Origin of the sequence: Comamonas sp. A23 (assembly GCF_004522605.1) — a bacterium.
Taxonomy (GTDB): Bacteria; Pseudomonadota; Gammaproteobacteria; order Burkholderiales; family Burkholderiaceae_C; genus Comamonas; species Comamonas thiooxydans.
This window is the reverse complement of record NZ_RSDT01000007.1, coordinates 246813-260522: the sequence shown is the minus strand read 5'-3', so window position 1 is coordinate 260522 and position 13710 is coordinate 246813. Positions and strand designations below refer to the sequence as shown.

Below are 13710 nucleotides of genomic sequence, written 5' to 3'. Positions count from 1 at the left end.
AGCAGATATGGATCCGAGATCCTTTGACGGCGGCTGCGCAGTTGCTGCATCTGCGCGGCTGCTTTTCATGGCTGCGATGACGCTCGGATGGACCAGGTCTGGCCTGACAGAGGGCTGTGCCCACTGGGCGGTGGGGCTTCTCAATAAGTGAGAATGGGTATCATTTATGTAGAATCGTTGCATTTCCAATGCACGAGAGACTTCGGTGCCTACCCACGCCAACAGCATCGCCAGTGAAGCACTTGGCAGCATGTACACACTGCACAACCGCTGGCTGATCTCCTGGCTGCAGCGCAAGCTTGGCAACCGTTGTGATGCGGCAGACATTGCGCAGGACACATTCACGCGCATTTGGACAACTGCCAGAACGCAAGCAATCGAAGACATCAGAGAGCCCAGGGCTTATCTGACAATCGTCGCCAGGCGATTGATGATCAATCACCTGGAACGGCGCTCGCTCGAACAGGCATATCTTGCCTCCTTGCAGCTATTGCCTGAAGCCACCGCGCTCTCGGCGGAGGCCCGAGCCATCTTGCTGGAGACCCTGGAGGAGCTGGATGCATTGCTGGGAGAGCTTCCAACGAAAGTTCGCACCGCATTCCTGCTTTCACAGCTCGAAGGGCTTGCTTATGAGGAGATCGCCACGCAGATGCAAATAAGCGTGCGTACGGTCACCCGCTATATGGCGCAAGGCTTCCGGCAATGCCTGCGCGTGATGCTGGACGCCTGAAATGAGTGCAGTCGATGCAAGCATTCTCGATGAGGCCGCTCAATGGCTGGCTCGCCGGCATGCATCGGACTTCAGCGAAGCAGAGCAGGCCGAGCTTGCCCGGTGGCGCAGCCTCAGTGCAACCCACGAGGAAATCTGGCAACGCATAGAGCAATTGAAATTCCGAATGGAGAGTGTTCCCTCGGCAGTCGGCATGGCCGTTCTGGATCGTCCACGTGCGACGGGAAATCGCCGGCAGATTCTGCGTGCATCGGCACTCGCTCTGGCAACTCCAATGCTTGGCTGGTTCTCCTACCGCTATCTGCCATGGCACATCTGGAATGCGGACTTCAGAACAGCAACAGGCGAAAGACGCGAACTGACATTGGCTGACAACAGTCAGGTGCTGTTGAATACGGCTTCCGCAATAAGCGTTCAGTTCGATGGCAAAGAACGTCTGATCCAGCATCTTGCAGGTGAGATTCTGGTGGAAACCGCACACCTCAGCGAATACAAGACCTTGCCCTTTGTTGTCCAGACTGCCGATGGGCGGTTGCAGGCACTGGGCACCAAATTCATCGTTCGAAAGCATGCGCGAAGCACGACGCTGTCGGTGCTGCAAGGCGCGGTGCAGGTAGTGCCTGTGCATTCCAGGCAATCCCTTGTCGTGCAGGCTGGCGAGCAAGTGAACTTCGATGCTCACAAGGCGGGCGCCTTCACCTCCCTGCCATCCCACGCCGATGCCTGGACTCGGGGTGTGCTGTATGCCGAGAACATGCGCCTGGCTGACTTCCTGGAGGAGTTGCAGCGCTATCGTGAAGGGATCCTGCGCTGTGATCCAAGTGCTGCTGAGCTGCTCGTGTCCGGAACATTCCATTTGCGCGATACAGATCGCATTCTCGAGCTACTGGCTCGGACCATGCCAATCCATAGGCAGCAACGCACCCGTTACTGGATCACCGTCACGCGTTCCTGAAGTTTCCCAGGATCAGGTTTTCGCACGCTGTCCTCCGAAATTCAGGCCGCAGCGATGACTTTGTCAAATCGCTGTCCTGTTTTTCAATCTCGCCTGTCAAGTGCATCAAGACCCGTTTATTGACAGCCAAGAGGATTGAGCAGATGCCCGAAAAGTACGTCCGGAAACCCAACAGGAACGCCAATGCGATGCGACTGCGCCTGGTCGCAACGGCAGTCAGAGGAATTTTTGTTGCCATCGTCGGCACAGCCGCTATCGGTTTGCACATGCCGGAGGCTTACGCTGCAGATCCGGTTACCAGTCCCGCGCAGAAGTCCTATCAGGTATCCGCTGGCCCGCTCGGTCCTGCACTGATGGACTTTGCCGGTCAGGCGGGCATCAATCTCAGCATGGATCTGAGCAAGCTCAAGGACAAGCGTACTCCTGGCCTGTCTGGTTTCCACACCGTCGATAGCGGTTTTGCACATTTGCTGGAAAGCTCGGGACTGAGTGCACGTCGTCTAGGTGAAGGCAACTATGCACTGGAAGTCCCGGGGAGCACCAAGGCATCCATCGAACAAAAGAGCAGTGCTTCCGTGCCCGTCAGCGGGCAAGGCTCTCCGGAGCTTGCAGCCGTGACGGTGACGGCTCGTACCCAGAATAATCTCGTTGCGCCGTCTCGGCAGGTCAGTATTCTCGAAGCTGAAGAAGTTCAGCAACTTCGGCAAGGCTCCGACAGTCTGGCAACCATGCTCAGCAAAGTCGTCCCGGGGATGGCAGATTCCAACCACACAATCACCGACTATGGGCAGACTCTGCGCGGCCGGAACATGCTTATCCTGGTGGACGGGGTTCCACTGAACACCAATCGCGACTCATCCAGAAACCTCGCCAACATCAACCCTGCGGACATCGAACAGATTGAGGTGCTTCGCGGCAGCAGCGCCATCTACGGCAGCGGCGCAGCAGGCGGCATCATCTCTGTGCGTACCAAACGCCCCTCGGGCGAGACTAAAGCAGAGACCATAGTGACAGGGTCTGCACCGCTGTCCAAACTCAGAGGCGCCGGGCTTGGAGCCGAAGTCCAGCACTATCTTTCTGGCGGCGGCGATGTGGTCGACTATTCCGTCAGCCTGGGCGCCAAGCATGCCGGTGGCTCATTCGACGCCAAGGGCGCACGCATTGCACCCGAGCCCAGCCAGGGAGACTTGTTCGACTCCGATATCTACAACGCGTCCGCCAAGATCGGCTTCAAGCTGGACGCAAATCAACGGCTTCAATTCTCCGCGAGCCACTACAACGCCAGCCAGGACACCGACTATGCATCCGATCCGTCAGTGGCCCGCTTGCCCGCAGGTACGGCAGCCGCCAGGCCTATCAAGGGCTTGGTACTTGCAGATCAAAACCAGATCAAGAACACCATGCTGGGTCTTGACTATGAGAACCGCGATCTCGCAGGCAGCGCCGTGGCGGCTCAACTCTATTACCGGGATTTTTATACGCGCTTTGCGCCCTTCGATGCACGAGCCGTTCCTGTGCGAGGCGCCAACGTCGATCAGTCCATGCAGAACTCCGATGTGTTCGGTGGTCGCCTGACCATCAAAACACCTCTCGGACAAGAGAAGAACACCTTGCTGATCTGGGGGGCCGACTTCAATCACGAGCGCACCGACATGCCGATCGATATCTTTGATCCCAAGGCCTATGACGCCAGTGGAGGTCTGGTGTTCAACAAGATTGGCCGCCTGATCTATATGCCCCAGGTCACGACTCGAAGCATTGGCGCCTTTGCCCAGCTGCAACACAAATTCAACGATCAGTGGTCCGTGGAAGGCGGAGCGCGCTACGACCGAGCTCAGGCCAGCTTCAACGACTTCACCCCTTTGTCGCAATCGAAATTGCCCAGCCCCCAGTCCGTCTCTGGCGGTACCGTTAAATACGGCTCATGGACTTACAACCTGGGCACGGTCTTTGCGCCGACCAAGGGACACGAGTTCTATGCGTCCTACAGCCAGGGCTTTGAGCTGCCGGATATTGGGGTCGTGGTGCGCAATGCCACAGCGGGCTTCAACATCGGCAATTCCAACCTGCAGGCCGTCAAAACAGATACCGTGGAAGTCGGTTGGCGCGGCAAGTTTTCCAATGTCATTGCCAACCTGGGAGCCTTTCAATCGCGCTCCGATCTCGGCGCCGTGCAGAGTTTCAATAACGGGCTCATGCTGTTGCGAACCAATGAAAAAATCAAGGGGATCGAAGGCGGCCTCGATTACTTCAGCGACGATGACCGCTGGAGCAGCGGTGGGAGCTTTACCTGGATGAAAGGGCGTGAACTTCCGCAGGGATCAAGCCTTTATCAGGACATGACGGGCTATCGTATTCCGCCCCTCAAACTGACTGCCTATGTGGAATACCGTCCCAATGCCAGCTGGAGCCACCGCATCCAGGCAAGCGCATATGCCTCCAAGGATTACCGCCTGGATGGCAAGACCAGCTTTGGGCGCCACGACACCAGGGGCTACACCACGGTGGACTTGATCAGCCAATGGAAAATCGACTCCAAGAACCGCGTATCGCTCGGTGTGGAAAACCTGCTTAACCGCAACTACTTCCCGCTATACAGCCAGCTGCTTCGCAATAACAACAACACCAGCCGCCTCCCTGCAGCGGGCACTGTGTTGCGAGTCAGCTATGCACACACTTGGTAGGTGCGCGTCATACAGGCCGATCGACGAATGGCAGCGCTTTGCGACAGCAGCGCCTGATCTGATGGAGCTGTTTTGACGCCGAGGCACTGCGGCTGCCGCTTGCCGTATTTCTGACAGCGTTCCCTGAGAGTCTGCTGCCTTAGCTGGCTTCCTGTGTCCGGTAAGGAATGACAGCCATCGGCAATCCATGGTCGACTGGAAAAAAGATGCAGCGATATGAGCCGCCTGGACGTATCTGTTTCCGGGGGCTGAGTTGTGTTTACGACGTTGTCGATCTGAAATATCGACCTGTCAGCTCCAAAGGGCCGCAGCTTCGGCAGCGGCCCTTTTGGCTGCTCGGCCTGGCTTGTTGACTTGGCTCAATATGAGCCGGGGCAAAGCCCGGCACAGTGTGGCGCATATGTTCACCATGCCCTCCATGTCGCAAATCGCTTCCACGTTTGGGCAGCCTGAGAGCTTTGCTCCAGGCTCTTGGCTCAGGCAACGTCGCCAACCCCTTGATTCGGTGCTGTATCTGGAAAGCGGCAGCGTGATGCTCGGGGTCGGGCAGGATTCGGCCATGCGCCATCAACTGGGGCAGGTGGAAGGGCCGACCTGGCTGGATGCCGCTTTTGCGCTGCAGGAGCGTCCTTCCTGCCTAGATATGCAGGCGCAGACGGCTGGGCGCATCTACATCATTCCTCTGGCGCGCTTTCTAAGTTCTGTGGCGGAGCTTGCACCCGCCGTACAGCACTTGCTCAAAGATCTGGCCAGGGCCTATTGCTCGCAGACCGAGCTGGCGGTCAGTCGTCTGGCTCAGGACGCCGAAGCTCGCTGCGCCCAGTGGCTGCTGAACCATGCGAGCCCGGGAGGAAATGGCAATGCCCTGCATGTCACCCTCAAGGCACGCAAACGCCTGATTGCAGCGCAACTGGGTATTGCGCCGGAAACATTCTCGCGTGTGCTCCGGCAGCTGCGAGAGCATGGGCTGATTGCCGGGCGAGGCAATGTCATTGAATTGCCCAGGCCCGGCGCACTGGAGGTGCTGGCGCTGGGGTAAATACCGGGCCGGGTTGCAGACCATGCAGCGCTTGGCTTCTGCTCTGAGCAGGAGCTTGCGGCGTAGCATTTGTCGACAATCTCCGGGGTTTCCTCTCGTTGGGTTGCAGACATCGGCTCTCTATATTGAGGCCCATGTCAGATGCTGTCTTCTCCCTGCAAGCAGAGCCGCCATGGGTTGCGCCGTCGCAGCCAGAGGAGGTTGCTGCCGCACCACAGTCTGGGCGGATACGCAGAGGCCCAGGCCCCATGCTGCGCAGCATGGTGCTTGTTGCCATGATTGCAGTGCTGCTGGCTGGAGCTGGCGCTGCGGGCTGGGTGGCTTATTCCCTGCGCCGGGCGGTCATGGACGGAGCGTTGCCGGCGCAGACCAAGGCGTTGGAATACGCGGCTCGTTCGCTGGCCTTCAGAGTCGAGCAGCAGCAAAAGCCCCTGCATAGTCTGTCCTCTGTGCTGGCGGGCCATATGCATGATTCTCCGGAGTCACTGCAGGCCATGCTCAAGCAGCCCACATCCATGGCACAGCAGTATGAGCAACTTCAACTGGCTGATGGAAAAGGGCAGTTGCTGGTCAATCTGCATCAGGAGCAGGCGCTGGCCGCAGAACAGCTTGAAGAGCCGCTGCGTGAAGTGCTCAAGCGCTCGTTGGCTGAGGGCAAGCCGATCACCCAAGCCTGGGTGCGTGCCGGTGATGCGGGCCTGCAGCTGGAGTTTCAGAATGTCGTGCCGGTGCGTGATCTGCAAGGCAAGTTGCAGGGCGTTCTTGGCGGCAGCTACCGGACGCCTTTGTCGGTGTTGTTTTCGCTGGAGGTTGCCTCTGCCGAAGCGGGTAGCCAGCTGCTGCTGATCGACCGTGACCTTCGTCCGCTGGCTCTCAGCAGCAAAGGGCAGTGGCAATTGCCCCCTGCCTTGGGAGATGCTGCGCTACCTCGCGGGCTTGATCCAGCCTGGCTCAAGACGGCCCAGACCGGTGCGGTCAGTGAGCAGAGAAATAACCAACTCTGGAGCGCCATGCCGCTGCCTTGGGCGCAATGGACTCTGCTGAAGGTCAGCAACGTTCAGGAATGGGTGCCGGGAGTCTCGGTCAAGATGATGGGCTGGCTGGCCACGGCCCTGCTGGTACTGGCTGGACTGCTTGGAGCGGTGCTTTGCCTGATCGCCTATCCGCTGACGGCCTTGTTCCGCTCGGCAGAGCAGGCTTCTCGACGCGGGCTGATGCTGGAGGTGGACTTGGGCAGCCGGGGGGGCAACTGGTGGCATGGCCTGTCCGATCACGACTGGGGAGAGGCTCAGACCCTGCGCACTGCATTGCAAGCCCTGGGCGGTGGTTATGAGGCGCATGGCGAGCTGGAGCGTGATTTGCAGATGCAGTTGCAGACCTTGATGGACTATGCCCCCGTAGGTTTGATCGTGACGCATGGCTCAAAGGTGCAGCGTGTGGGCATGCAGGCAGCCAGAGTACTTGGCTATCAGCCTCAGGAAATGCAGGGCCTGGCTGTGCGTGATCTGTGTGCCAGCGATGCCGACTATGAGGATCTGATGGGGCGGGTTCGGCGGGCTCTTGATACTTACGGACAATTTGATAGCGAAGTTTGCTTGGTACGCAAGGATGCAAGGCCGGTATGGGTGCGAATTCACGGTCAGAGCATGCAGCGCATGCACAGGGCCTGGGAGCAGTCGGGCAAGGCGCTGGATGGTCAATACCTGGTCTGGGAGTTGGAGGATGTGACCACGCAGCGGCAGTTGCGCGAGCAATCGAGCTGGAAAGCCATGCACGATCCCTTGACCCGCCTGCCCAACCGAACGGCGTTTGCTCTGCGGCTCAAGGAATGGCTGCGCGAATATACGACTCCCGACTATCTGGAGAGCATGGGAGGCGCGAATGTGATCGCGCGTTCGCAGAGCGAGCCCAAGGCGCATGGCATCGTGCTCTATGTTGACCTGGACCACTTCTCCCAGGTCAATCGCCAGGGCGGGCGTGAAGTGGGTGACGAGGTGCTGGGCCATATCGCGCGCCTGATCGAATCAACGGTGCGGCCTCATGGCTGGGTGGCCAGGGTTGGGGGCGATGAATTTGCCATTCTCATGGCCGGAATCAGCCGTGAGGAGGGAATGCGCCATGCGCAACTGCTGTGCATGGCCATACAGGACTGGGAGGGCTCCTACCAGGGGCAGCGCTATATGTTGAGTGCCAGCATCGGCATGCTGTTGCTGGACGCCAGCTACCACACGGCGGCCAGCGCCTTCAAGGGGGCCGATATGGCCTGCTACGCCGCCAAGCGCAAAGGGCGCAACCGTGTGGAAGTGATGACAGCGGCTGTTTGAGCCGGATTGCGCATGCTGAATTCAAGGCAGATATGACAGCCTAGAGGGCAATCCCTTGGCTGCTCAAAGGGGCTGACTGAGTTACGCTCTGCGACTGCTTTGTATACAAAATGGATGAGGCTGGCCGTGCCAAAGCGCCCGGATGGCCGTGACCTATGCGTGACCAGACCTTGTTCGACAAGATAGATTTGCACCTGATCAGGGTGCTGCACACGGTGCTGACGGAACGTAGCGTCTCCAGGGCAGCGCTGCGACTGGGCATGCACCAGCCGGCGGTGTCTGCAGCACTGCGGCGTCTGCGCGAGCTCGCTGGCGACCCTTTGCTGGTGCGCTCCGGGGCACAGATGCAGCCTACCGATGTGGGTCTGCGCATGGTGCAACCCTCGGCAGACATTCTGCGTGCGGCCGAGGGGCTGTTCAGCGATGCGCGGCAGTTTGACCCACGCACCTCGACTCGTACCTTCCGCATTGCGGCCAGCGACTATCTGGATCCCCAGTTCCTGCCGCGGCTGATGTCGGCCATGAAGGCGCAGGCCCCGCATTGCCCGGTCGACTTTCTGCCGCTGAGCGCCGAGGCGCATTACGAGGGGCAACTGGCCGATGGCGAGATTGATGTGGTTATCGGCAACTGGCCGCAGCCACCGGAAGGCCTGCACATGGCCAAGCTGTTCGAGGACGAGGTGGTCTGCCTGGTCAGTCCCAAGCATCCGGCAGTGCGCAGGGGCTGGGATGTACAGCAATGGCTGCAGGCCGAGCATATTGCGCCAACCCCGGCCTATCCCGGTGCCCTGGGCGTGATAGACGAACAGTTGGCGGGCATGGGTTTGAGCCGCCAGGTGGTGGCACGCTGCGCGCATTTCAGTCTGATTCCCGACATGGTGGCATCAAGCTTGCTTGTCATGACCTCGGGCAGATTGTTCTGTGAGCGTTTCAGCGAACGTCTGTCCCTGGCCATACTGCCTTGCCCCGTGGAATTCCCTCCGCTGGTCTATTACCAGCTCTGGCATGCGCGTTCGCATGCCGGAGCCGCCACACGCTGGCTGCGAGAGGTGGTTCGCAATGTTGCACTAACGCTGCGAAATCAATAGCTTGTATCGTATTCCTGTTCAGCGCATAGAGCCTGTTTGAGTCAATTTGTTATTTGAATTGAGAGACAATCCAGCGATGAATCCCCCCCCGACACATTCCCCATCTGCGAGTGCGCCTGCGCGCTTGCAGCTGGAGGGTATTACCAAGCGGTACCCGGCTGTGGTTGCAAACAGCAAGGTATCGCTGAAAGTTAAGCCCGGCGAGATCCACGCCATCCTGGGCGAAAACGGCGCTGGCAAGTCCACGCTGATGAAGATCATCTACGGTGCGGTCAAGCCTGACGAGGGTGCCATCCTGGTCGACGGCAAGCCGGTGCAGATCCGCAATCCGCAGGAAGCCCGGGCACTGGGCATTGCCATGGTGTTCCAGCATTTCAGCCTGTTCGACACGCTGACCGTGGCCGAGAACGTCTGGCTGGGCCTGGACAAGAGCATTGCACTGGCCGAGGTGATCGAGAACATTCAGGCCACGGCCCGCGATTACGGGCTGGAGGTGGACCCGCATCGTCCCGTACACACGCTTTCCGTCGGCGAAATGCAGCGCGTGGAAATCATCCGCGCCCTGCTGACCAATCCCCGCGTGCTGATTCTGGACGAGCCCACCTCGGTGCTCACACCCCAGGCCGTGGAGATGCTGTTTGTGGTGCTGCGCCGCCTGGCTGCGGAAGGCTGCTCCATCCTCTATATCAGCCACAAGCTGCATGAAATCCGCTCGCTGTGCACGGCTTGCACGGTGTTGCGCGGCGGTGTGGTGACGGGGGAGTGCAACCCGGCCAACGAGACCAATGCTTCGTTGTCACGCATGATGATCGGCTCGGAGCCGCCGGAGCTGGAGCACCGCAGTGCGAATACCGGCGATACCGTGCTGCGTGTACAGGGGCTGTCGCTCAGAAGCCAGGATCCTTTTGGTGTCGATCTGCAGAGCATTGCGCTGCAGGTGCGTGCGGGCGAAGTCGTCGGTATTGCCGGCGTCTCCGGCAACGGCCAGAAAGAGCTGATGTATGCGCTGTCCGGCGAGGACACACGCTCCGAGGCAGAGGCCGTGCAGTTGCTGGGCAAGGGCGTGGGACGCATGGGGCCTGGTCGGCGCCGTGGCATGGGCCTGCATTTCGTGCCCGAAGAGCGTCTGGGGCGCGGAGCCGTGCCCAGCATGGGCCTGGCCCACAACCTGTTGCTGACGCGCAAGACTGCGGTGGGCAAGGGCGGCTGGATTCGCATGGCGGCTCTGCAGGCACAGGCGCGGGACATCATCGGTCGCTTCAACGTCAAGGCCGGTGGCCCGAATTCGGCCGCGCAGTCGCTGTCAGGCGGCAATCTGCAGAAGTTCATCGTGGGTCGTGAAATTGATGCCAAACCACGTCTGCTCATCATCTCTCAACCCACCTGGGGGGTGGATGTGGGGGCTGCGGCGCAGATTCGGGGCGAGATTCTCAAGCTGCGCGACCAGGGTTGCGCCGTGCTGGTGGTCAGTGAGGAGTTGGACGAGTTGTTTGAGATTTGTGACCGCCTGCATGTGGTGGCCAAGGGCCGCCTGAGTCCTTCGGTGGATAGAGCGGCTGCCACGGTGCAGCAGATTGGTGAATGGATGAGTGGCCTGTGGGATGCGGCAGTCGTGCAGGGAGGTGCCCATGCTTAAGCTGGAACAACGTCCCCAGGCATCGAAGTTCTGGACCTATGGCTCGCCGATTCTGGCCTTGCTGATCACCGTGCTGGTAGGAGTCTGCCTGTTTGCCCTGCTGGGCAAGGATCCGGTCAAGGGCTTGCAGGCCTTTTTCTGGGAACCCATCAAGTCGGGCTATGCCCTGGGCGAGCTGGCTGTAAAGGCCACGCCTTTGCTGCTGATCGCGCTGGGGCTGGCCGTATGCTTTCGCTCCAATGTCTGGAATATCGGTGCCGAAGGCCAGTTCGTCATCGGTGCGGTGGCTGCGGGCGGCATTGCCTTGCTGGCCGACAAGACCACAGGGCCCTGGATCGTGCCGGCCATCCTGATCGCCGGCATGCTGGGCGGCATGGTCTGGGCGGGCATAGTCGCCTTGCTGCGCGACCGTTTCAACGCCAACGAGATTCTGGTCAGCCTGATGCTGGTCTATGTGGCCACGCTGGTGCTGGGCTATCTGGTCTATGGTCCCTGGAAGGACCCCATGGGCTACAACTTCCCGCAGACCAAGAGCTTTGAGCGCGTCACGCAGATTCCTCGGCTGGTGCAGGGCATGCGCATGAATATCGGCGTCATCATCTCGCTGGTGGGGGCCGGTCTGCTGTGGGCATTTCTGTTTCGCACGCGTGCAGGTTTTGCCCTGCAGGTCGGCGGCCTGGCGCCGTCGGCGGCACGCTATGCCGGTTTTTCCTCGCGCAAGGCGCTGTGGACGGCGCTGCTGATTTCCGGCGCTACAGCCGGTCTGGCGGGGGCGCTGGAAGTCGCTGGCCCCCTGGGTCAGCTCACGCCCTATGTGCCCGCCGGCTACGGCTTTGCGGCCATCATCGTGGCCTTTGTGGGGCGCCTGCATCCTGTGGGCATGATTTTCTCGGCCATTCTCATGAGCATGTTTTATATCGGTGGCGAGCTGGCGCAGTCGCGTCTGGGCCTGCCCAAGGCACTGACCGGCGTCTTCCAGGGACTGCTGCTGTTCGCGCTGCTCGCCTGCGACACGCTGGTGGCCTATCGCATCCGCTGGGGGGTAAAAAAAGCCGGCAGCGCCATTTCTGCAGTGAAGGGAGCCTGATCCATGGAATCCTATGCACTGCTGCTGGGCTCCACACTCAGCGCCGGCACCGTTCTGGCGCTGGCGGCCCTGGGCCTGCTGATCAATGAAAAATCGGGCATCGTCAATCTCGGCGCCGAAGGCATGATGCTCTGCGCTGCCATTGCGGGTTTTGCCGCTACCGTGCACACCGGCAATACCTGGATGGGCTTTGGCGCGGGCATGCTGGCCGGGGCCTTGCTGGCCGCCATCTTCGGGGGACTGGTGATCTGGTTCAACACCAACCAGTACGCAACCGGTCTTGCGCTGTCGCTGTTCGGCGCGGGCTTCTCGGCTTTCGTGGGCCTGGGCTATGTGCAGGCCAAGCTGCCCGAGCTGCCCAAGTACTCCATCCCGGGCCTGGCAGATCTGCCGGTCGTGGGCCCGGCCTTGTTCACGCTGCACCCGCTGGTTTACGGCGCCATCGTGCTGGCTGCCCTGATGGTCTGGTTTCTGTACCGCACGCGTGCGGGCCTGGTGTTGCGCTCGGTCGGCGAGTCGCCATCCTCGGCCCATGCCCTGGGCTACCCCGTGCGTCGCATCCGTCTGATGGCCGTGATGTTTGGCGGTGCCATGTGCGGTCTGGCGGGGGCCTTCATCTCCGTGGTCTACACGCCGCTGTGGGTGGAGAACATGGTGTCGGGTCGAGGCTGGATCGCTCTGGCGCTGACGACTTTCGCGACCTGGCGACCGGCCCGCGTCCTGCTGGGCGCCTATCTGTTTGGCGGCGTGACCATGTTGCAGTTCCATCTGCAGGCCACGGGGGTCCAGGTGCCCAGCCAGATTCTGTCCATGCTGCCGTATCTGGCCACCATTGTGGTACTGGTGCTGATCTCGCGTAATCCGACCTGGATTCGAGCCAATATGCCGGCCTCCCTGGGAAAGCCCTTCTACCCTGGAGCGTGATGCCCAAATGTGGTGCAATCCGCTTTTCAAAAATAACGAGAGGACAACTTCGATGACAACTCTGGGCAAACGCGCTCTGATCAAGATGATCGGCCTGACGGCTGTTTCCATGGCTGTGCTGACCGCTTGCGGCAAGAAGGAAGAGGCTCCTGCAGCGCCTGCCGCCGCACCTGCGGCTGCTCCTGCTGCCGACAAGCTCAAGATCGGCTTCATGTATGTGAGCCCCATCGGCGACGGCGGCTGGACCTACCAGCACGAGCTGGGCCGCAAGGCCATCCAGGAGAAGTTCGGCGACAAGATCGAGACCTCCATGGTCGAGAGCGTGCCAGAGTCTGCCGATGCCGAGCGCGTGATGCGCGACATGATCGGTCAGGGCAACAAGCTGGTCTTCGCCACCAGCTTCGGCTATCAGGACTTTGTGCAGAAAGTCGCCGCCGACGTCAAGGATGTGAAGTTCGAGCACGCCACCGGCTACAAGACGGCCGACAACGCAGCCGTGTACGACACCAAGACCTTTGAAGGTGCTTATCTGGCCGGTATCGTGGCGGGTGCCATGACCAAGACCAAGACTGTGGGCGTGGTGGCTTCGGTGCCAATCCCCGAAGTGGTGCGCAACATCAACAGCTTTGTGCTGGGCGCCCAGAGCATCGACCCATCCATCAAGGCCAAGGTGGTCTGGGTGAACGAGTGGTTCGCTCCTCCCAAGGAATCCGAAGCCGCCAACAGCCTGATCAACGGCGGCGTGGATGTGATGTACCAGAACACCAATTCTCCAGCCGTGCTGAAGACGGCCGAGGAGCGCGGTGCCCGTGCCTTCGGCAAGGACGGCGACATGAGCGGCTTCGCGCCCAAGGCTCATCTGGGCTCGGCCGTGATCGACTGGACTCCTTACTACAGCAAGGTGGTGGAAGACACGCTGGCCGGTAAGTGGCAGACCGGCAACTTCTGGTGGGGTGTGAAGGAGGGCGCCATCGACCTGAAGAAGATCGCTGACGACGTGCCCCAGGAAATCAAGGACAAGGTTGAGAAGGCTCGCGCCGGCCTGAAGGACGGCTCCTTCGCCGTCTGGACCGGTCCCATCAAGGACAACACAGGCAAGGAACTGCTGGAAGCCGGCAAGGTTGCCGATGACGCCTGGCTGCGCAGCATCAACTTCTATGTGAACGGTATCGAGGGCAAGGTGCCCGGTGCCAAATAAGCACTGTTTGCGGGGCGCCTGAGCAGCGTCCGATCAAAGGCCCCT

10 protein-coding genes are annotated in these 13710 nt (G+C 60.4%); all 10 read left to right on the top strand.

Annotated elements, in window-relative coordinates; all coding sequences use genetic code 11:
- Positions 1–250 precede the first annotated feature (250 nt).
- The 10 genes from EIC84_RS17225 to EIC84_RS17180 all read left to right on the top strand — a co-directional run bounded on the left by EIC84_RS17225 (position 251) and on the right by EIC84_RS17180 (position 13665).
- Positions 251–730, top strand: coding sequence for a sigma-70 family RNA polymerase sigma factor (locus tag EIC84_RS17225; protein WP_003067144.1), 480 nt, complete (start codon positions 251–253; stop codon positions 728–730).
- 1 nt (position 731) lies between these two features.
- On the top strand, positions 732–1685 hold the full coding sequence (locus EIC84_RS17220) for a FecR domain-containing protein (RefSeq protein ID WP_003067145.1): 954 nt from the start codon (positions 732–734) through the stop codon (positions 1683–1685).
- 143 nt (positions 1686–1828) lie between these two features.
- The gene (locus EIC84_RS17215; RefSeq protein ID WP_034362458.1) at positions 1829–4369 is read left to right on the top strand and encodes a TonB-dependent receptor; all 2541 of its coding nucleotides are present in this window, start codon (positions 1829–1831) and stop codon (positions 4367–4369) included.
- A 400-nt stretch (positions 4370–4769) separates the two neighbouring features.
- A complete protein-coding gene (locus EIC84_RS17210; RefSeq protein WP_003067148.1) occupies positions 4770–5408 on the top strand; it encodes a Crp/Fnr family transcriptional regulator in 639 nt (212 codons plus the stop codon).
- A gap of 248 nt (positions 5409–5656) precedes the next feature.
- The gene (locus tag EIC84_RS17205) at positions 5657–7732 is read left to right on the top strand and encodes a diguanylate cyclase domain-containing protein (protein ID WP_003067149.1); all 2076 of its coding nucleotides are present in this window, start codon (positions 5657–5659) and stop codon (positions 7730–7732) included.
- Positions 7733–7887: 155 nt separating this feature from the next.
- A complete protein-coding gene (locus EIC84_RS17200) occupies positions 7888–8820 on the top strand; it encodes a LysR family transcriptional regulator (RefSeq protein ID WP_003067150.1) in 933 nt (310 codons plus the stop codon).
- A gap of 76 nt (positions 8821–8896) precedes the next feature.
- A complete protein-coding gene (locus EIC84_RS17195; RefSeq protein WP_034362445.1) occupies positions 8897–10456 on the top strand; it encodes an ABC transporter ATP-binding protein in 1560 nt (519 codons plus the stop codon).
- Positions 10449–11543, top strand: coding sequence for an ABC transporter permease (locus EIC84_RS17190; protein ID WP_003067153.1), 1095 nt, complete (start codon positions 10449–10451; stop codon positions 11541–11543). The genes EIC84_RS17195 and EIC84_RS17190 overlap by 8 nt, the downstream gene beginning before the upstream one ends.
- A gap of 3 nt (positions 11544–11546) precedes the next feature.
- The gene (locus EIC84_RS17185; protein ID WP_003052482.1) at positions 11547–12467 is read left to right on the top strand and encodes an ABC transporter permease; all 921 of its coding nucleotides are present in this window, start codon (positions 11547–11549) and stop codon (positions 12465–12467) included.
- 52 nt (positions 12468–12519) lie between these two features.
- The gene (locus EIC84_RS17180; protein WP_003067155.1) at positions 12520–13665 is read left to right on the top strand and encodes a BMP family ABC transporter substrate-binding protein; all 1146 of its coding nucleotides are present in this window, start codon (positions 12520–12522) and stop codon (positions 13663–13665) included.
- The last annotated feature ends 45 nt before the right edge of the window (positions 13666–13710 follow it).